Source organism: Nocardioides asiaticus, assembly GCF_040049175.1.
GTDB lineage: Bacteria > Actinomycetota > Actinomycetes > Propionibacteriales > Nocardioidaceae > Nocardioides > Nocardioides cheoyonin.
This window is the reverse complement of sequence record NZ_JBDZDM010000001.1, coordinates 223,215-240,883: the sequence shown is the minus strand read 5'-3', so window position 1 is coordinate 240,883 and position 17,669 is coordinate 223,215. Positions and strand designations below refer to the sequence as shown.

Genomic DNA, 17,669 nt, shown 5'->3' with positions numbered 1-17,669 from the left:
AACCGCCGGGCGGAGACGACCTCGACCCGGGTGTGGAGCGCAAGCAGCCTGGAGGACGCCCATGACGCCGTACGACGACCGCCGCGTGCGCGGCACCCCGCACGTCCAGCACACCCTTCCCGCAACCACCCACTCCTACCTGCTGCGGGCCGCGGAGTCACTCGCCGATGCGATCGCCGCCACCGACGTGCCGAGCCGCTACGCCTGTGCCCACGTCGCCGCCCTGCGGGCCGCCGCTGCCCTCATCGCCGCACGGGCCACGCCGGTCGAGCCAGGGCGGCGGCGACGGCAGAAGAACGCCTGGGTCCTCCTCACCGACGTGGCCCCCGAGCTCGCCGAGTGGGCCACCTTCTTCTCGGCCGGGGCGTCGAAGCGTGCGGCCGCGGAGGCCGGGTCGTCCCGGGCGGTCACCGAGCGCGAGGCCGACGACCTGATCCGCGACGCCGACAGGTTCCTCGCCGTGGTCGAGCACGCCCTCGGCCTGGTCCCACACCCGTCCCTGTCCCGGGAGCCGATCCGCCGTGTGGGCTGATGCCGGGCTCCCCCTAGGGTTAGGGCCATGTCAGCGAGCGGGCGGCCGGGCGAGCGGCGGGCCAATGCCCGCACGGCCGTCGTCTGGGACGCCCTGCGCCCCATCCTCGAAGGCGAGCCGCTGGATGTCGTCGACATCGGCGGCGGCACCGGCGTCTCGGCGGTGCGGGTCGCCGAGGCGGGCCACCGGGTCTGCGTCGTCGACCCGAGCCCGGACGCGCTCGCGGCGCTCGCCCGACGAGCACGCGAGGTGGGCGTCGAGGTCGACGCCCGCCAAGGCGACCTCTCCGGCCTTCTCGACGTCGTCGGCGTCGGCAGCGCCGACGTCGTGCTCTGCCACGGCGTCCTCGAGGTGGTCCCCGACCCGGCCGCCGCTCTCGGCGCCATCCACGACGCGCTGCGACCCGGCGGCCACCTCAGCCTGCTGGTGGCGCAGCGCTCCGCCGCCGTTCTCGCGCGGGCCATGGCGGGCCATTTCGCCCAGGCCAAGGCGCTCCTGGACCAGACCACGTCCGTGGGGCGCTCCGGACGCCGGTTCTCCCAGGACGAGGCGGCCGCGGCGCTGGCCGCCGCCGGGTTCACCATCACGGCGGTCCACGGGGTCCGGGTGTTCACCGACCTCGTCCCCGGCTCGCTGCTCGATCTCGAGCCGGGAGCGACGACCGACCTGGTCGAGCTCGAGCAGGCGGTCGCCGGCCGTGCCGACTACCTCCCGCTCGCCACACAGCTGCACTTCACCGCCCGCCGCTGACGCCGGCCGGGGGTGACGATGTCGACCGTCGACACGCCGATCCTGCACGTGGACATGGACGCCTTCTTCGCGTCGGTGGCCATCCGGGACCGCCCCGAGCTGTGGGACGTGCCGGTGGTCGTCGGCGGCGGGCCGCGGGGCGTGGTCACCTGCGCCAACTACGCTGCGCGGGCCTACGGCGTCCGCTCCGCGATGTCGGGCGCTCAGGCCCGCCGGCTCTGCCCGCAGCTGGTCTCGGTGCGGCTCGAGCCGGGCGCGGTCTCTGAGGTGTCGACGGCGGTCCGCGACATCTTCCGCCGCGTGACCCCGCTCGTGCAGGTGGTGAGCGTCGACGAGGCGTTCCTCGACGTCAGCGGGGCCGGACGGCTGCTCGGCAGCCCCCGGAAGATCGCCGACCGGATCCGCGCCCAGATCCACGACGAGCAGCGGATCACCTGTTCCGTCGGCGTGGCCGGCAGCCCGAGCGTGGCCAAGGTGGCGAGCCGCCATGCCAAACCGGACGGCGTGGTCGTCGTGCCCCCGGACGGTCTGCCGGGCTTCCTCCACCCGCTCGACGTCGGCGAGCTCTACGGCGTCGGGCCGAAGGCGCGGGCCCGGCTCCACCGGCTCGGGTTCGTCACCGTCGGCGACATCGCCCGCACGCCGCTCGACACGCTCCAGCAGATCCTCGGCGAGGGCCAGGGCACGCGGCTGCACCACCTCTCCCACGGCATCGACGGCCGTGACCTCACGCCGCGGCGTGGTCCGCAGGAGCCGGACCGCTCGATGGGCGCCCAGGAGACCCTCGGCCGCGACCACGACTACCACGCCGACCGCGAGCCGATCGTCCGCGAGCTGCTGCGCCTCAGCGCGAAGGTCACCCGGCGGCTCCGGGCCGGCCGCGTCGTCGGCCGGACGGTCACCCTCAGCGTCCGGTTCACCGACTTCGTGACCATCACCCGCTCCCGCACCCTGCCGCAGGCGACCGACGTGACGCGGGAGGTCCACCAGACCGCCGTGGCGCTCTACGACGCCCTGGCGCTGCGCCGCGCCCGGCTGCGCCTCGTGGGGGTGCGCGTCGAGGGCCTGCTCCCGCGGGACCGGGTCCACCGGCAGGGTGTTCTCGGCGAGCCGCTGCACGGCTGGCGCGACGCCGACCGCGCCGTCGACCTGGCCGTGGAGCGGTTCGGCAGCCGGGCCGTTCGGCCGGCGAGCCTGCTGGGGTGACCGCGGGCCACGAATTTTGGGCTGCTCACTACCGCGCCCCGGGACGGCTGCCTAGACTGGCAATGTCCGACGGACCCGGGAGGAAACGGTGCCACTCTCCGAAGAGGAGCTGCGACTGCTCGAACAGATGGAGCGCGCCCTCTCCGAGGAGGACCCGAAGTTCGCCTCCGCCCTCCGCGGCACCGCCCTGCGGCGTGCCCAGCGACGACGCGCGATCCTCGACGGCGTCCTCCTGGCCGGAGGTGTGGCGCTCCTGATGACCGGGGCGGTCACCGAGATCTGGGCGCTCGGCATCCTCGGGTTCGTGGTCATGCTCTTCTCCGCGAGCAGCGGCCTCTCCGCGCTCCGCGGGCGCCCGGCCGCCTCGCTGCGGCCCCATCTCCATCACCGCACGGCCGCGCGCGCGTCGTTCCTCGACCGCGCCGAGCAGCGCTGGCGCCGCCGGCGGCACGACGGCACCGACTGGTGACCGGGCCGCTGACGCTGTCTCAGCCCATGTGATCGACCAGGTGGTGCTCCACCTGCTCGGGCTGCTGGACCGCGCGCACCCTCCGCCGCGGGGCCACGACCGACCGCGGCCACAGCAGCAGCCGCCGGCGTACGCGTGGATCGGCGCTCTCCGCCAGCGCCTCGACGACGGCGCGCACGTCCTCGCCGACCGGCTCGCGTGACGCGACCCGGGCGTACCTGCTCCGCTCGACCGCGACGACGACCCGGTCGAGCGCGGCCCGGGCCTGCTCGCCGATGACGCTCGCCGCGAGCTGCCTGCCGGAGGCACGCGGGGAGAGGTCGTCGGACCACGGCAGTCGCAGGTCGCGGGCGGTGTCGCGGATCTCGGCCCAGCCCTCCTCGGGGCCGCCGGCGAGCCTCCGCGAGCGGCGTCGCAGCCGCACCCAGAGAGGTACGCCGACCGCCACGCCGCCGAGGGCGAGGACGCCGACCACGCTTACGAGCGCGATGACCCCGGCATGCCCGTGGTCGCCCGCGTCGGCCTTGTCCTTGTCCGCCTGCCCCTGCTGGTCCCCACGCTGCTGGAGGTCGCCGGGCCGCGGCGGCCGGGCCGTCTGCGTCGGACCGACGCTCGGAGCCTCGGTCGCCTCAGGGGCGGTGCCGGTGCCGTCACCGCCCAGCACGCCGATGGTGTACGCCGGCAGGTCGGTGTCGATCCCGGGGCCGTTGGGGGTCGGCTCGAAGCGCACCCACCCGACGCCCTGGAACCACAGCTCGGGCCAGGCGTGCATGTCGCGGCCGCGGAAGACGTAGCTGCCGTCGGAGGCGCGCACCGGGTGGAGGAAGCCGACCGCGACCCGGGCCGGGATGCCGAGCTCGCGCGCCATCGCGGCCATCGCCGTGGCGAACTGCTGGCAGTAGCCGACCTTCTGGTCTGTCACGAAGTGCAGCAGGTCGTTGCCGCCGGTGCCGCCGGGCCGGTTGAGGCTGTAGCGGAACTCGCCGCTGTCGTGGAACCAGCTCTGCAGCGCCACCGCCTTGGCGAACGGCGAGGTCTGGTCCGCGGTCTTCTCCCGGGCGATCCGGCCGAACTGCGCGGGTAGGTCGGGCAGCGAGGTGTAGAGCGAGGGCACCCCGCCGGTGCTGAACGGCGCGTCGAGCAGCGCCTGCTCGCTCGGCGAGACCGGCGCCGCGGTGAGCGTCCAGGTCTCGCCGGCGGTCGACAGCTGGTTGCTGGTGTCGCCGGAGATGAAGTCGAGCGTGTCGGAGTCGTAGCGCCAGTCGCCGGCGGCCTCGATCTGGGTCGTGTAGTAGAAGGTCGGCAGCCACCGCGAGTCGAACTCGTTGGTCGCCGTGAGTCGGTAGGTCGACGACGCGCCGAGCAGCTTGGCGTCGCCCTCCGGCGGGCTGAACCTGGTCCGCGCGGTGTGGTCGGGCGGGATGCTGCGCCCCCCGGGGCTCCACTCCGAGCCGTTGAACGAGGTCAGCGTCGCGATGCGGAGGTACGACGGTGCGACGTCGGCACCGTCGGTGACCCGGACGTCGACGAGCGCCGTGTCGGACTGGTTGCGCAGGTCGTCGTACATCCCGACGGTGGGGTTGGTCACCCGGATCGGCCCAGAGCCGCTGCCGCCCGGTCCGAAGCCGCTCAGGTCGAGGTGGAGCGTCGGGACGAAGACGGGGACGACGACGGCGAGAGCGGTCGCGACCAGCCCGATCGCCCCCGGCCCGGCCGAGAAGGCGCTGCCGAGCACGCCGTTGTCGGGCGCGATGCCGGCGACCGACCGGTCGTCGAGCCGGCGGCCCCACCGCGACACCCGCTCGCTCTCCTGCAGCACCAACAGCCCGAGGAACCCGGCGGCGGTCAGCGCGAAGACCCACCACGCCACGCCGCCGCCCACGATGCTGAACGGGACGCTGAAGATCGCCAGCAGCACGAGCCCGGCCAGCGGCGGCCTGCGCAGTGCGCGCACGAGCAGGTCGGCGAGGAGGAAGGCGGCCGCGGCGCCGAGGATGAGGTACGGCGCGATGCCCCCGTCACCGACCGGCACGGGGAGCGGGGCCCGCATCACGGTGTCGTACGCGGTGTTGAAGACGTCGACGACGTGCTCGCGCGCTCCCGACCCGATGGGGACCGGGTTGCCGAACACCGCGACGTCGGTGGCCGCCCCACCGATCACCACCTGCGCGAGCAGCGCCAGCGGGCGGCGCAGCCGCAGCAGGTCTCCGGCGTACCCGACGCCGACGATGATCGCGCCGACCACCGCCGACGGCACGACGTACGCCGGGGGGTCCGCGGTGAAGCTGCGCCACGAGAGCAGCGCGAGAAGCACGGTCAGCCAGGTGACGAGAGCGACCAGGGCGCCGTGGAGGCGGGGCATCAGCGGTCCTCCCCGGTCGTCACGGGAGGCGCAGGCTGCGCCGCCACGATGCCGTACGTCGCCGCGGCCGCGCGGGTGCCGAGCTCGGTCCAGGCCCGGTCGATGCGATCGTCGGGACCGAGCGAGGCCGCCTTCCAGCCGTGGACGGTGAGCAGCCCGAGCCCGCCGGGCGCGGCGTCGGAGCCGGGCTCGGCCGGCGGCGGAGCGGCTGAGCGGGGCGGCGCGGACGCCCACCGGTCGACGTCGAGCGCGATCGCGAGGGCGGCGCCGGCGTGGTGCCGCACCCGCCGGAGCACGGCGACGTCGCCGTCGTCCACGGAGCCGAGGACGGCCACGGTCACGCCGCTCTGACCGGCCTCGCCGACCCAGGACGCGTCGACGCCCGGCAGCGGCGTGAGCTGGACGAGGGCGAGCGCCTCGAGCAGGCCGCTGGTGTCGGTGTCGCTCTCCCGGGTGTGCCAGGGGGACGCCTCACCGGTCGAGGTGACCAGCCGGACGGTGAAGCCGCGCTGCCGCAGGTGGACGGCGACCGACGCAGCGGCGACCACGGCGGCCTCGAACGAGGAGGCCGCGCCCTGGCCGCGGTGGGCGATCCGGCGGTTGTCGAGGAAGACGGTGGCCCGTGCCTGCCAGGGCTGCTCCTCGCGGCGCACCATGAGCTGGCCGACCTTCGCCGAGCTGCGCCAGTGGACCCGGCGCAGGTCGTCGCCGCGGCGGTACTCCCGCACGGTGACGTCCTCCGCGCTCCCGCCGGAGAAGGACCGCGGCCGGGAGTCGCCCGACGCGGTCGCGGTGCCGCTGAGGTCGATGGGGGAGAGCGGGTACGTCCGCGGCGTCACAGTGAACGGGGTGGTGGTCTGGAACGCCCGGCCGAGCTCGACGAGCCCGAACGGGTCGGCCACTTTGACCGTCATCGGACCGCTGTCGAACCGGCCGCGCACGTCGGAGCGCAGCTGGTAGGTCACCTTCCGCCGCCATCCGTGGCCGATCCGGTCGACCACGAAGCGCGGCCTGCTGCCCAGGGTGTAGGGGAGCGCCTCCTCGAGCAGCAGCGTCCCGGTCGGGATCCAGCCCTCGTTCGTCATCGTCAGCTCGACCCGGGCCGGCTGGCCGGCCTCGGTGAGCTGAGGCGCGATCGTCCGCACCAGCGAGAGGCGGTAGCGACCCCGGCCTACCACGAAGGCGGTGACCAGCGGCAGCGCGACGAGGAGTACGCCGACGCGCACCAGCGCGCGCTGGTCGAGCACGATCGCGCACGCGATCGCCGTGCACCCGGCCGCCAGGAACGCCCGTCCGCGGACGGTGAGCCCCGCCAGCGCCTCACGCATGGGTCACCGGGCGGTGGTGGGCGGGAACGACGGCGGCACCGGCACCCCCGCGACCAGCGAGGCGAGGATGTCCTCGACCGCGCGGCCGTTCATCGCGGCCTGGGCGCTGGGCAGGAGCCGGTGGGCGAGCACCGGGACGGCGAGCACCCGGACGTCGTCGGGGAGGACGTAGTCGCGCCCCTGCAGCGCGGCGGACGCCTTGGCCGCCCGCAGCAGGTGGAGCGTCGCCCGTGGTGAGGCGCCGAGGGCGAGCTCCCCGCTCGTGCGGGTCGCGGCGGCGAGCGCCACGGTGTACTGGCGGACCGCGTCGGCGACGTACACCTGGTTGACGATCCCGATCAGCTTGCGGATCTCGGCGCTGTCGGTGACCGCCTCGAGGTCGTCGAGGGGGTTGGCGCCGGTGTGGCTGGCGAGCATGGCGACCTCGGCGGCGGTCGGCGGGTAGCCCACCGACACGCGCGCCATGAACCGGTCGCGCTGCGCCTCCGGCAGGGCGTAGGTGCCCTCCATCTCGACCGGGTTCTGGGTCGCGATCACCATGAACGGCGGCTCGAGCTGGTAGGTGACGTTGTCGACGGTGACCTGGCGCTCCTCCATGCACTCCAGCAAAGCCGACTGGGTCTTGGGGGAGGCGCGGTTGATCTCGTCGCCGACCACGATGTTGGCGAAGACGCCACCGGGGCGGAACTCGAACTCGCGGGTGTTCTGGTTGAACACCGAGACCCCGGTGACGTCGGAGGGCAGCAGATCGGGCGTGAACTGGATGCGTCGCACCGAGCAGTCGATGCTGCGGGCCAGGGCCTTGCTCAGCTGGGTCTTCCCGACCCCGGGGACGTCCTCGATGAGGAGGTGACCCTCGGCCAGAAGGACCACGAGCGTCGAGAACACGACGTCGGACTTGCCCTCGATCACCTTCTCGACGTTGGCGCGCACCTTGGCCGTCACACGTGCCACCGTCTCCAGGTCGGCCCCGCCCGAGGGGACATGCGTCGGCGTACTCACTGTGGTCCTTCCAGGCTCTTCGACGGGTGCCCACGACCCGACGGCGATGGTGCCTCCCACCGTACGGCGTGCGTGGGTACGCCGTCTCCCTCCTGACCAGGCACGTACCCGGTGCCGCGTGGGGGCTGCGACACGGCATCTTCGCCGTGTATGTGTTTGCGGGTGGGGGAAAGTGGGGTACGGTGGTGCGAAGTGGAGGAAGATCCCACTGAGTCGAGTCAGGCGGGGGCGAGCCGATGTTCTTCATGGGCACGTACACGCCGAGGCTCGACGAGAAGGGGCGGCTCTTCCTCCCGGCCAAGTTCCGGGACCGACTCGCAGAGGGGCTCGTCGTGACACAGGGTCAGGAGAACTGCCTGGTCGTGTGGCCCGAGGACGTCTTCATGCAGGAGGCCGCGCGGGCCCAGCAGACGCCGATGACCTCGCGGGGCGCGCGCGACTACGCCCGCGTCCTCTTCGCCGGGGCCGAGCAGGGCACGCCGGACAAGCAGGGGCGGATCGTGATACCGCCGCTCCTGCGGGCGTACGCCGGGATCACGAAGGACGTCGTCGTCATCGGCGTCATGGACCGGATCGAGATCTGGGAGCCGGCCCGGTGGGCGGAGTACTCCGCCGCCGCCCAGGCCAAGTTCGCCGAGCTCGACGAGGACGCACCGCAGAACAGCTGACAGATCAACAACGGGTCCGCAGGACGAGGTCTCAGTCCCGCTCTCACGACGCCCGCCGACGCACCTTCCCCGGCGCCGGACGCGTCACTTCCCCGGGAGCGGGCATGAGACCTGGCTCTGCGGACCCGGCCTTTCCAGCAGCACGAGCAGCACAGCAGTCCAGCGCCACAGCGATGGGGGTCGAACAGGTGGCACGCCAGCAGCACGTCCCGGTCATGCTCGACCGCGTCGTCGCCCTGCTGGCCCCCGCGATCGACCGCGACGTCCCCGGCGGCACCGTGATGGTGGACTGCACCACCGGTCACGGCGGGCACAGCGAGGCCGTGCTGCAGCGCGTCGCCGGCGTACGCGTCGTCGGCATCGACCGCGATCCCACCGCCCTCGCGCTGGCGGGGGAGCGGCTGGCGCCGTTCGGGGAGCGCTGGGTCGGCGTCCACGCGGTGTACGACGAGCTCCTCGACGTGCTCGCCGACCAGGGTCTCGACCACGTCGACGCGGTCCTCTTCGACCTGGGCGTCTCCTCGATGCAGCTCGACCAGCGCGAACGCGGGTTCGCGTACGCCGAGGACGCCCCGCTCGACATGCGCATGGACGCGACCACCGGCCCGACGGCGGCCGATGTCCTCAACACCTACTCCGCCGAGGAGCTGACCCGGATCCTGCGCGAGTACGGCGAGGAGCGGTTCGCCAAGCGGATCGCCGGCGCCGTCGTGCGGCGCAGGCAGAGCGAGCCGTTCACCACCAGCGCAGCCCTGGTCGAGCTCCTGTACGCCGAGATCCCGGCCCCGGCCCGGCGTACCGGCGGCCACCCGGCCAAGCGCACCTTCCAGGCACTCCGGATGGAGGTCAACGACGAGCTCGGCGCCCTGCGCCGCGCCCTGCCCGCCTCGCTCGAGGCGATCGGCGTCGGCGGGCGGGTCGTCGTCGAGTCCTACCACTCGCTCGAGGACCGGCTCACCAAGCAGGTCTTCCAGCGCGCGACGAAGGTCGACGTCCCGCCCGACCTGCCATTCGTCCCGCCGGAGGCAGAGCCGGCCTTCCGGCTCGTCACCCGAGGCGCCGAGCAGGCGAGCCCCGCCGAGATCGAGGAGAACCCCCGCGCCGCCTCCGTCCGGCTGCGCGCCGTCGAACGCGTCCGACCCGCCCACTAGCCACCCAGCACCACCACCTTCCTTCCCCGAGGAGCAGCCCAGATGAGCAGCACCGCCGCCCAGCGAACCCCAGCCCAGCAGGTCCGGTCCCGGCTCGCGCCGTGGCTCGACGCGTCCGCCCGCCGCGCCCGTCTCCAGGTCGTCCCGAACCGACGTACGGCGGCGGCCCGGCTGCCGTTCGTCGCGCTGGTGAGCCTCATCCTGGTCGGCGGTGTCGTGGGACTGCTCTGCTTCAACACCTCGATGCAGCAGGCCGCCTTCGCGGAGAACGAGCTGCAGGACCAGGCCACCAACCTCGCCGCCCGCCAGGAGACGCTGAGCATGCAGCTCCAGCGGCTGCAGGACCCGCAGAACATCGCGCAGCGCGCACAGCGGCTCGGCATGGTCATCCCCGGCACGCCGGCGCTGCTCCACGTGCCCACCGGCAAGGTCGACGGGCATGCCGTCCCCGCCGACGGCAACGCCACGCCTCCGCTGTGGGCGAAGATCCCGAACCCCTACCCGACCGCGAAGGGCAAGGCGGCGGACGCGAAGCAGCAGCACTGAGCCGCCCGGCCGGTCGAACTGCACGGCCGACACGCGCCTGGGTGACCGGCCGCGGCGGCGTACGACCGGTAGACAGGGAAGCACACCAGTCACACTGATCACACGAGTCACAGAAGTATGCGGCAGGCAGGGGAGGAACGCGTGGGTCGGACGAGGTCGAGGCGGGGGCCGCTCGCGCGGTTCCTCGGGATCGGCGGGGGCCGCAGAGGCGGCCCGGGCGCGCGGCTCGACGTACGCCTCCGGGTCGGCTTCATCGCGATCGCGATGGTGCTCTCCCTCTTCGGTGCCCGGCTCGTCCAGCTGCAGGGCTTCGACCCGCACTCGTACGCCGCCGCGGCCGCGCGGGAGAACCTCGTCGACGTCGTGCTCCCGGCCGAGCGCGGTGACATCCTCGACCGCAACGGCGAGCCCCTCGCCGACTCCGTCGACGGCCTCATGGTGATCGCCGACCCGTCGCTGACTCGTCGCTACGCGCCGCAGCTCGCGACCCTGCTGTCCAAGCGGCTCGACGTCGACTACGCGACGACACTGACGAAGCTGCGCAAGCCCGGCAGCCGCTTCCAGTACGTCGCCCGGCGCGTCCCGGCCACGATCGCGACGGCGGCGGTCAACGCCGCCGAGAAGCAGGGCTACAAGGGGCTCACGACCGAACGCGACCCGGTGCGTGACTACCCGGCCGGGGACGTCGCCGCCAACATCGTCGGGTTCGTCGGCACCGACGAGCCGCTCGCCGGCCTCGAGCGCTCCTTCAACGGCTACCTCGCCGGCAAGGACGGCAAGGCGTCGTACGAGGTCGACAAGGCAGCCGGTGGCACCCGCATCCCGCTCGGCAAGAGCACCCGGGTCAACCCGGTGGACGGCAAGACGCTCAAGCTGACCATCGACCGCGACCTGCAGTGGTACTCCCAGCGGGTCCTCATGAAGGCCATCGAGGACGCCAACGCGGAGTCGGGGATGGCGGTCGTGCTGGACTCGAAGACGGGCGAGATCCTGAGCCTCGCCGACTACCCGACGTACGACGCCTCCGACCCGGCCGCGAGCCCGCGGAAGCAGCGCGGCATCCCGTCGCTCTCCGACCCGTACGAGCCAGGCTCGGTCGAGAAGGTGCTCACCCTCTCCTCCCTCATCGACGCTGGCAAGGTCACCGACCGGACCCGGCTGACCATCCCGGGGGAGTACAAGAGTGGCGATGCCTACATCCACGACTGGTGGGCGCACGGGACCATCAAGCTGACCCTGGCCGGCGTCATCGCGCAGTCGTCGAACATCGGGACCGTGCTCGCGTCCAACAAGTTCAAGCACGGCCAGCTCCGGAGCTATCTGGAGAGGTTCGGCCTGGGCCAGAAGACGAACGTCGGCGTCAGCGACGAGTCCGCCGGGCTGCTCCCGTCGAAGGCGGTCTGGAACGACGCCGACGAGGACCGCATCGACTTCGGCCAGTCGCTGTCGGTGACCGCGCTGCAGGAGGCCGCGGCGATCAACACGATCGCCAACGGCGGGGTCAGGATCGACCCGAGCCTGGTGCTCGGCAAGGCCGAGACCGACACCGGCCAGGAGGTCGGCACCGACGTAGCGACCCGCCGCCGCGTGGTGAGCTGGGGCGCCGCCCACCAGATGACGCTCATGATGGAGAAGGTCGTCGGCGCCGACGGCCTCGCCCCGGGCGCGGCCGTCCCCGGCTACCGCGTCGCCGGCAAGACCGGCACGGCCCAGCGGGTCAGCACCAAGTGCCACTGCTACGACGGCACCTTCACGGTCTCGTTCGCCGGCTTCGCGCCCGCCGACCACCCGCGCTTCACGGTGTACGTCGTCGTACACAACCCCCGCAACGGCGGCGGCGGTGGCTCGGTCGCCGGCCCGGTGTTCTCCAAGATCATGGGCTTCGCACTGCGGCGTTACGGCGTGGCACCGACCAACACCACGCCGCCGAAGCTGGCGACGACCTGGTAGCGGCGGGCGGGCCGACCGCCCCGCCCCGCTCGACTGATGCATAACGCCGTGATATAACGGCATTATGAAAACCAGCCAGATCTCCGGGACCGAGCTCTCGCTCGCCCTCGAGCGGCTGGTCAGGCTGATCCGCGAGATCTCGGCTGGCGGAGGCGTCTCGCCGACCGCGGCCACGGTGCTGAGCCGGCTGCGGCGCATGGGACCGACCCGGCTGACCGAGCTCGCCCGCGCCGAGGGACTCTCGCAGCCGGGGACGACCCAGCTCGTCACCCGGATGGAGCGGGACGGGCTCGTCCACCGCACCGCGGCCGCCGAGGACCGGCGCGCCGTGCTCGTCGAGATCAGCGACGAGGGGCGGGCGGTGCTCGACGAGCGCCGCGCCCACCGCGCCGCCGTACTCGACGACCTCCTCGCTCGTCTCGACCCCGACGACCAGGCCGCCATTGCGGCGGCGCTGCCCGCCCTCGACCGCCTCGTCGACGGCGTCTCCGACTGACCTGCACCCCGCCGGGCGGCGCTGCCCGGCTCCGACACGTCTCACGAACAGAAGGAACCCACTGCACATGAGTGCACCCCACGGCCACGGAACCCAAGCCAACCCGTTCAGGCAGCCGAAGGCCGTCTGGGCGGTGGCGTTCGCCTGCGTTGTGTCCTTCATGGGCATCGGCCTGGTCGACCCGATCCTCCCGGTCCTCTCCACCGAGCTGCACGCCACCCCGGCGCAGGTGTCGCTGCTGTTCACCAGCTACCTGGTCGTCACCGCGGTGATGATGCTCGTCGTCGGCTGGATCTCCAGCCGCATCGGGGCCAAGTGGACCCTCATCGTCGGCCTGGTGCTGATCGTGGTGTTCGCCGGTGCCGCGGGATCGGTGAACTCCGTCGACGGCATCGTCGGCTTCCGCGCCGGCTGGGGCCTGGGCAACGCGCTGTTCATCTCGACGAGCCTCGCCGTGATCGTGGCGAGCGCCTCCGGCGGCTTCGCCGGCGCGATCATCCTGTACGAGGCCGCCCTGGGCCTCGGCATCGCGGCCGGCCCGCTGGTAGGCGGCGTGCTGGGCGGAATGTCCTGGCGCGGCCCGTTCTACGGCGTCTCGATCCTGATGTTCATCGCCCTGCTGGCGACCGTGCTCTTCCTCCCGGCCACCCCCAGGCCCGAGAAGAAGACCCCGATCTACGCGCCGATCGCAGCACTGCGCCACCGCGCGCTGCTGACCATGGGCATCATGGCCCTGCTCTACAACTGGGGCTTCTTCACCCTGCTCGGCTACGCGCCGTACCCGATGGACCTCTCCAAGCCGGTCCAGCTCGGCTACGTCTTCTTCGGCTGGGGCATCCTGGTCGCGGTCATGTCGGTGTGGGGCGCGCCGTGGGCCCAGCGCCGGTTCGGCACCGCGCCGACCCTCTACTTCAACCTGGTCGGCCTCGCCGTCCTCCTGGTCGCCATCGGCATCGGCGCCTGGAAGGGGTCGCCGGCCACCGTCATCGTCGCGGTCGTCCTCTCCGGCATCTTCGTCGGTCTGAACAACACCCTCACCACCCAGGCGGTCATGCTCGTCGCCCCGGTGGAGCGCCCGGTCGCCTCCTCGGCGTACGGCTTCGTCCGCTTCATCGGCGGCGGCCTGGCGCCCTGGGTGGCCGGCAAGATCGCCGAGGCGTCGAGCCAGCCGGTTGCGTTCTACGTCGGTGCCGCGGCGTTCCTCATCGCGATCCCGGTCCTCGCCAGCGGCCATCGGCTCATCAGCGCGGCGGAGTCCGGCCTCGAGCCCGAGGAGGTCGCCCAGACCCCGTCGCTCGAGCCCGTCGGCTCGGCGGCCGCCCCCGGCGGCACCCCGCTGATCGTCGCGGTCGGTGCCACCGATGACGCGGCCGCGATCGTCGACCAGGCCGCGGCCATCGCCGAGGGCGAGGGCATCCCGCTCGAGGTCGTCCACGTCCGCGAGACCGACGTGATCGAGGAGTTCGCCGTCGACGCCGAGGAGCCCGACGCCGCCGTCGCGACCGTCCGGGCTCACCTCGACCGGCTCGCCCGCCGCGGCGTCGCGGCCTCGGGCCTCGTCCTCCACAGCGTCGGCGACCACGCCACCGCCGGCCGGGTGCTCGCCCTCCATGCCAGCGAGGTCGACGCCCGCGCCGTGGCCCTCGGTCGCTCGCCGCGCGGCCCGGTCGCGCAGTTCGCCGACGGCAGCATCACCGCCGCGCTCACCGAGACCACCGACCGGCCGGTGCTGCTCCTCGTCGCCGGCGAGGAGCCCCGCACCGTCACCGGAGAGTCGCTCGACGAGCTGCGCCGGCGCTACGCCTGACGACGCAGCACGCCGGGATCAGTGGCGCCCGTCCCAGGTGTTGCTGATCCCGGTGGGCTTCCACGTCTGGCCGACAGCGTCCCAGGTCTGCACGGCCACGTAGTTGATAATGTAGGGATCCTTGTCACCGTTCATCGACTGGTCGGGCTCGAGGAACTCCGTACGCCTGATCTTCGCCGACCAGGCCGCGTCGATCAGATTCACCCTGGTGAGGCCACCGTCCATCTTCGCCGCGTCCCGCAGGTTCTGGATGAGAAGCTCGGCCGCGGTGTAGCCGTTCAGCGTCATCGTGACGGTCGGGTCGGTGTGGGGCATGTACGTCGCGAGGTCGCTGAAGTACTGCTTCAGGCCGGGGTCGTCCTTCGCGCTCGCGACGCTCGGGTCCTTCTGGAAGAACAGCGAGGCCACGCCGTCGGCGGCCTTGCCGATGGGCATCATGTTCTGCTTCGCGCCGTTGCAGGCCGAGGTCACGAGAACCACGCCCTTGAAGCCGGCCTTGGCGAGGCTCTGCATCATCGGGATGCACTGCGCCCCCGCGAGCTCGCCCACCACGGCGTCGGCCCCCGAAGCCGTCAGCTTCGCGGCCTGAGCGTCGAGGTTGGTCGCCGTCGGCGAGATCGTCTGCACGTCGAGCAGCGACAGCCCGGCGGCCTTGGCGGCGCGTGGGAACGAGGCGGCCCAGTCCTCACCGATGGTCGCCTGCTGGCGGAACTCCATCACCTTTCCGTGCGGGACGGTCTTCGCGAGGTACTTGACGCCGGCCGCGGCCTCCGCGGCGGCCGGTGGGATCGCCACCGTCGTCCAGGCGTGCTTCACCGGGTCGGAGGAGTCCTCGTGCGCGCTGATCGACCCCAGCTGCGGAACGCAGGCCTGCTCGTAGAGCGGGCGCGTCGCGGAGATCGAGGCGTCGGAGATGGCGAGGATCGAGGCCATCACCTTGTCCTTGCCGATGAACTCCTGCGCGTTGGCCGTGGCCCGCGCGGCGTCGTACGCGTCGTCCTTGAGCACGAGCTCGATCTTGTGCCCGTCGACCCCGCCGCCGGCGTTGGCCGCCGCGAGCGCGGCCTTGAAACCATCGGCGTTGGGGGCGCCGATGGCAGCCAGCGGCCCACTGAGCGCCATGCTCATGCCGATCTTGATGGGCGCGCCGTCCGGGAGCGCCTCGGTGGCGTCCGGCGGGCAGCCCTTCGCGTCGACGACGAAGGCGCCGCCACCGGCGCGCTCACCGCCACGGGCGTCGGCGCTCTGTCCGCCGCTGCAGGCCGAGGCCAGGAGGCAGGCCGCGGCGAGCGCTGCGACCGAGCCGTGCCGAACGTGGAACTTCATGGGTCCTCCAGCTGTCAGGTTGAGGCAGTCTCACGACGGACTGCGGGTGAGGCGGTCTCCGAGGGCTCCCTCGGGCGCGGTGGGTTGCCGGACTGCGGACCCTCGAGACCGGGCGGCACGAACCGGATCACCCGCTCGCGCAGGCGGGTGGCGAGCGGCATCAGGCCGCGGGGCACGAAGAGGACGAAGACGACGAGGATCACGCCGTACAGGACCGTCGCGAGCAGCCCGGGCTGGGGAAGCGCGGCGAGGCTCGGCACCTTGAGCGCCATGTCCGAGGTGAACGTCGGCAGGTAGACCATCATCAATCCGCCGACGACCGCCCCGGAGACGCGCTCCTCGCCGCCGATGATCATGGCGGTGATGAAGAGCAGGCTCAGCGGGAACCCCACGCTGTCGGGGCTGACGATCGGCACCATCAGCATGAACAGACCGCCGCCGACCGCGCCGAGCATGGTGCTGAAGGCGAACGCGCCGACCTTGACGCCGGCGGCACGGATCCCGGCGGCGACTGCAGCGGTCTCGAAGTCGCGTACGGCGATGAGCGCACGCCCGACCCGGCTGCGCACGAGACGAGTGGTGACGACGAAGATGCCGACCGCCGTGAGCGCGAGCATCGAGAACCGGAACCCCACCGCGGTCACGTCGAGCGGGAACCACGACGGCTTGACGAACGAGAGCAGGATGGGCTTGCCGCTCGCGCCGCCGGAGCCGAGGTCGCGACCGAACGGCTGCACGAGCAGCAGCGGGAACGCGGTGACGACCGCGATCGTGACGATTGCGAGATACAGCCCGCGCAGCCGCAGCGCGGGGAGGCCGACGACGACGCCCACCGCGAGCCCGAGGAGACCCGCGGCGATGATCGCGGCCGCCACCGGGAAGCCGTGGTCGCCGACGAGGATCGCCGTCGTGTAGGCGCCGACCCCGAACATCGCGCCGTGGCCGAGCGAGATCTGGCCGCTCATGCCGGAGACCACGTTCAGCCCGAGGAGCGCTACGGCGTACGCCACCGCCTGGCCGAGCTGGGTGAGGCGGTAGTCGTCGAAGACCAGCGGGAGCGTGACCGCGCCGGCGACCAGGGTCACCAGCCCCGCCGACTGCCAGGCGCGGTGGACCGGCGACCCGACGGCGAACCGCGCGCTCACACCCGCTCCAAGCGCTTGGTCCCGTAGAGCCCCTGGGGTCTGACGAGCAGCGTGAGGAGGACGAGAACCAGGGCGATGATCAGCCCGAGGTCACCGGACACCGCAGTCAGGACCCCTGGAACGAGCTCGACGACGATCCCCAGTGCGAGCCCGGCGATCACGGCGCCTCGGATGCTGTCGAGGCCGCCGACCGTGGCGGCGGTGAGCCCGAAGGCCAGCATCGGCGTCATCATCTGGAAGTCGATGCTTCCGTTGCGTACGCCGACGAGGAACGCCGTCATCGCGGCGATCGCCGTCGAGACCGCCCACCCGGCCATGTACATCCGGCTCAGTGGGATGCCCGAGAGGCTGGCCGAGAGCCGGTTGGACGCGACGGCTCGGTACGCGAGGCCGAGCTTCGTGCGGTGGAGGCCGATCGTGATCGCGCCGACGACGACGGCCAGGGTCCCCAGGGCCAACAGGTCGCCGTAGGTGAGGTAGGCGCGGGGTGGTCCGTCGAGCAGGACCAGCTGCCCGCCCGAGCCACCGGCGAACGGGCTCGGCGCCTGTCGCGCCTGAGTGCCCCACAGCAGGCCGACGGCCGCATTGACGACGAGGTAGACCGCGAGCGTCGTCAGGACGACCGCGAAGATGCCGCGACGGTCCGCCGGCCGGATCAGCGTGTGCTGCAGCAGGGCGCCGCCGCCGAGCGACGCGACGAGTACGACGGCGAGAGCCGCCCAGACGCCGAACCCCAGCGAGGTGGTGAGGGAGGCCATCGCGAAGACGGCGAGTGAGCCGAGCTCGCCGGCGGCGAGATTGAGGTGCGAGCTGGCCTTCCAGACCACGACGAAGCTGACCGCGAACAGGGCGTACAGCGCGCCGGTCGAGAGGCCGCTGAGCAGGAGCTGGAGCAGGTAGGCGACATTGCCGACGTCGGAGTCGAGCACGG

The 17,669-nt window shown here is 72.7% G+C and carries 16 protein-coding genes; 10 read left to right on the top strand and 6 right to left on the bottom strand.

Going from position 1 to position 17,669, the window contains the following annotated elements:
* The first annotated feature begins 61 nt into the window (after positions 1–61).
* The 4 genes from ABLE53_RS01130 (at position 62) to ABLE53_RS01115 (ending at position 2,957) form a co-directional block, all read left to right on the top strand.
* Positions 62–532 carry an SAV_6107 family HEPN domain-containing protein gene (locus tag ABLE53_RS01130; RefSeq protein ID WP_348856692.1) on the top strand — a complete coding sequence of 157 codons (471 nt, stop codon included), beginning with the start codon at positions 62–64 and terminating at the stop codon, positions 530–532.
* Between the two features lie 27 nt (positions 533–559).
* Positions 560–1,282 (top strand): class I SAM-dependent methyltransferase, encoded by a 723-nt coding sequence (locus tag ABLE53_RS01125; RefSeq protein ID WP_348856691.1) that lies wholly within the window; start codon positions 560–562, stop codon positions 1,280–1,282.
* A gap of 18 nt (positions 1,283–1,300) precedes the next feature.
* Entirely contained in the window at positions 1,301–2,488 is a 1,188-nt protein-coding gene (dinB, locus tag ABLE53_RS01120; RefSeq protein WP_348856690.1) for a DNA polymerase IV, read from the top strand.
* Between the two features lie 88 nt (positions 2,489–2,576).
* Positions 2,577–2,957 (top strand): DUF3040 domain-containing protein, encoded by a 381-nt coding sequence (locus ABLE53_RS01115; RefSeq protein WP_348856689.1) that lies wholly within the window; start codon positions 2,577–2,579, stop codon positions 2,955–2,957.
* Between the two features lie 19 nt (positions 2,958–2,976).
* Here the strand turns inward: ABLE53_RS01115 and ABLE53_RS01110 are convergent, their stop codons facing one another.
* Genes ABLE53_RS01110 through ABLE53_RS01100 form a run of 3 tightly spaced genes read right to left on the bottom strand, consistent with a single transcriptional unit; the run spans position 2,977 to position 7,601 of the window.
* Positions 2,977–5,319: a transglutaminase TgpA family protein gene (locus tag ABLE53_RS01110; RefSeq protein ID WP_348856688.1), complete on the bottom strand. Its 2,343-nt coding sequence runs from the start codon at positions 5,317–5,319 to the stop codon at positions 2,977–2,979.
* On the bottom strand, positions 5,319–6,647 hold the full coding sequence (locus tag ABLE53_RS01105) for a DUF58 domain-containing protein (RefSeq protein WP_348856687.1): 1,329 nt from the start codon (positions 6,645–6,647) through the stop codon (positions 5,319–5,321). The genes ABLE53_RS01110 and ABLE53_RS01105 overlap by 1 nt, the downstream gene beginning before the upstream one ends.
* A 3-nt stretch (positions 6,648–6,650) precedes the next feature.
* A complete protein-coding gene (locus ABLE53_RS01100) occupies positions 6,651–7,601 on the bottom strand; it encodes an AAA family ATPase (RefSeq protein ID WP_425474845.1) in 951 nt (316 codons plus the stop codon).
* Between the two features lie 284 nt (positions 7,602–7,885).
* Here ABLE53_RS01100 and mraZ point away from each other — a divergent pair, with 284 nt between their 5' ends.
* From mraZ to ABLE53_RS01070, 6 genes are all read left to right on the top strand, one after another.
* On the top strand, positions 7,886–8,317 hold the full coding sequence (gene mraZ, locus ABLE53_RS01095; protein ID WP_348856684.1) for a division/cell wall cluster transcriptional repressor MraZ: 432 nt from the start codon (positions 7,886–7,888) through the stop codon (positions 8,315–8,317).
* 173 nt (positions 8,318–8,490) lie between these two features.
* Complete coding sequence (rsmH, locus tag ABLE53_RS01090) at positions 8,491–9,468, top strand: 16S rRNA (cytosine(1402)-N(4))-methyltransferase RsmH (protein WP_348856683.1); 978 nt, start codon at positions 8,491–8,493, stop codon at positions 9,466–9,468.
* Positions 9,469–9,510: 42 nt separating this feature from the next.
* Positions 9,511–10,014 (top strand): cell division protein FtsL, encoded by a 504-nt coding sequence (gene ftsL, locus ABLE53_RS01085; RefSeq protein WP_348856682.1) that lies wholly within the window; start codon positions 9,511–9,513, stop codon positions 10,012–10,014.
* Between the two features lie 141 nt (positions 10,015–10,155).
* Complete coding sequence (locus ABLE53_RS01080; protein WP_348856681.1) at positions 10,156–11,964, top strand: peptidoglycan D,D-transpeptidase FtsI family protein; 1,809 nt, start codon at positions 10,156–10,158, stop codon at positions 11,962–11,964.
* 64 nt (positions 11,965–12,028) lie between these two features.
* A complete protein-coding gene (locus ABLE53_RS01075) occupies positions 12,029–12,460 on the top strand; it encodes a MarR family winged helix-turn-helix transcriptional regulator (protein ID WP_348856680.1) in 432 nt (143 codons plus the stop codon).
* A 67-nt stretch (positions 12,461–12,527) separates the two neighbouring features.
* Positions 12,528–14,267, top strand: a complete 1,740-nt coding sequence (locus tag ABLE53_RS01070) for an MFS transporter (protein ID WP_348856679.1) — start codon at positions 12,528–12,530, stop codon at positions 14,265–14,267.
* Between the two features lie 18 nt (positions 14,268–14,285).
* Here the strand turns inward: ABLE53_RS01070 and ABLE53_RS01065 are convergent, their stop codons facing one another.
* From ABLE53_RS01065 to ABLE53_RS01055, 3 genes are read right to left on the bottom strand one after another with little or no spacing between them, the layout of a single operon-like run.
* The gene (locus ABLE53_RS01065) at positions 14,286–15,593 is read right to left on the bottom strand and encodes an ABC transporter substrate-binding protein (protein ID WP_348856678.1); all 1,308 of its coding nucleotides are present in this window, start codon (positions 15,591–15,593) and stop codon (positions 14,286–14,288) included.
* A 14-nt stretch (positions 15,594–15,607) separates the two neighbouring features.
* The gene (locus ABLE53_RS01060) at positions 15,608–16,738 is read right to left on the bottom strand and encodes a branched-chain amino acid ABC transporter permease (protein ID WP_348856677.1); all 1,131 of its coding nucleotides are present in this window, start codon (positions 16,736–16,738) and stop codon (positions 15,608–15,610) included.
* Positions 16,735–17,667 carry a branched-chain amino acid ABC transporter permease gene (locus ABLE53_RS01055; protein ID WP_348856676.1) on the bottom strand — a complete coding sequence of 311 codons (933 nt, stop codon included), beginning with the start codon at positions 17,665–17,667 and terminating at the stop codon, positions 16,735–16,737. Before ABLE53_RS01055 ends, ABLE53_RS01060 begins: the two co-directional genes overlap by 4 nt.
* Positions 17,668–17,669: the final 2 nt, after the last annotated feature.